A 1062-nucleotide genomic window follows, 5' to 3' on the forward strand; every position below is an offset into this window, starting at 1 on the left:
CGTCGTGCTAATGAATGAACTACAAAAACAAGTCACGAAGTTCAGAGAAGCATTACAAGGAAAAGCGACGTCGGTTAAAACAGACAACGTAGTCGCCTTCAACAGAAACGATTTCTACTGATGTGAGAGTCACACCTTAGGCAGAGACTCCCACACTCATAAATCACTGTGGCTCAGGACCGTATTTATTCGGGCCTGATGTGCCTTTCAAAAAACCACACTCAATCAAAATCCAAAGCCCACAAATTAATGAAATCGAAGCAATGAACAGCTGTGGCGTTGAAGGCTCTTGCGCCATTGGGCTTGTCATCGGCGTTGCGATGCGACCAATCACCAAAGGAATATTCAAGCCTAACCAGTAAATCGATTTGTTGCGGTCATGCCATCTCTTTGTCGTAATAGCCAAATCAGGAATGAGCAGTACCAACAAGAATATTGGCAGTAACAGGTAAGAAAACGCAGGAAACAACTTACTGATACCCGCACCAAAACCTATAATCGAAATGTAGTAAATCACATTCCAAATCCAATAGGTTTTGCGATCGATACGTCCGTGAAACGAAAACAGTAACTCTTTAGTCGACATCAATTTTTATCCAAAAATAGAAAGAATACAGAGTAGCCGAGTCGGGTTAATTTGGGAAGAAACAACAAGTCGTGAACAACGTCGGCCAAGCCTTATATTCAGTTCACCACTTTTTGAAAGCTGTCCACATCCATATCTCTAATGTTAACCGTTAAACTGTGTACATGACTTACCTGTTCTTGAAGCACAGCCATTAAAGCTCGCGATAATTCTCGCTTTTGTCCAGGCGTTCGGCCAGACAACAAATCAAAATTGATATGGATAAAATCGGGGCTGTCACCCGCTTCACCAATTAGCCAGTTATGACATCTTAACGTTCTTGATTTCACAGAGGCCAACTCAAAAAGGCCACTCTCTAACGCAGCCTTATGTAAGTCTTCCAGCAAACCTTGTACATTGACTCGCTCTTCCACTGAGTTCGAATACTCTAAAACTAAGTTTGGCATTTTGATTCCTTTCTACAACATAAAAAATTC

The 1062-nt window shown here is 41.7% G+C and carries 2 protein-coding genes and 1 pseudogene; 1 reads left to right on the forward strand and 2 read right to left on the reverse strand.

Features of this window, described 5'->3' with window-relative positions:
* A pseudogene (locus R7Z49_RS23590) lies at positions 1–121 on the forward strand (DUF3135 domain-containing protein); the annotation flags it as partial.
* Between the two features lie 42 nt (positions 122–163).
* On the opposite strand, the gene R7Z49_RS23595 reads toward R7Z49_RS23590, so the two are convergent.
* Together R7Z49_RS23595 and R7Z49_RS23600 are read right to left on the reverse strand one after the other, a co-directional pair.
* Positions 164–586, reverse strand: coding sequence for a DUF805 domain-containing protein (locus R7Z49_RS23595; protein WP_025635470.1), 423 nt, complete (start codon positions 584–586; stop codon positions 164–166).
* Between the two features lie 98 nt (positions 587–684).
* Positions 685–1032 carry a 5-carboxymethyl-2-hydroxymuconate isomerase gene (locus tag R7Z49_RS23600; protein WP_318112153.1) on the reverse strand — a complete coding sequence of 116 codons (348 nt, stop codon included), beginning with the start codon at positions 1030–1032 and terminating at the stop codon, positions 685–687.
* Positions 1033–1062 lie beyond the last annotated feature (30 nt).

The organism is Vibrio sp. 1562 (assembly GCF_033340155.1).
Classification (GTDB): domain Bacteria; phylum Pseudomonadota; class Gammaproteobacteria; order Enterobacterales; family Vibrionaceae; genus Vibrio; species Vibrio alginolyticus.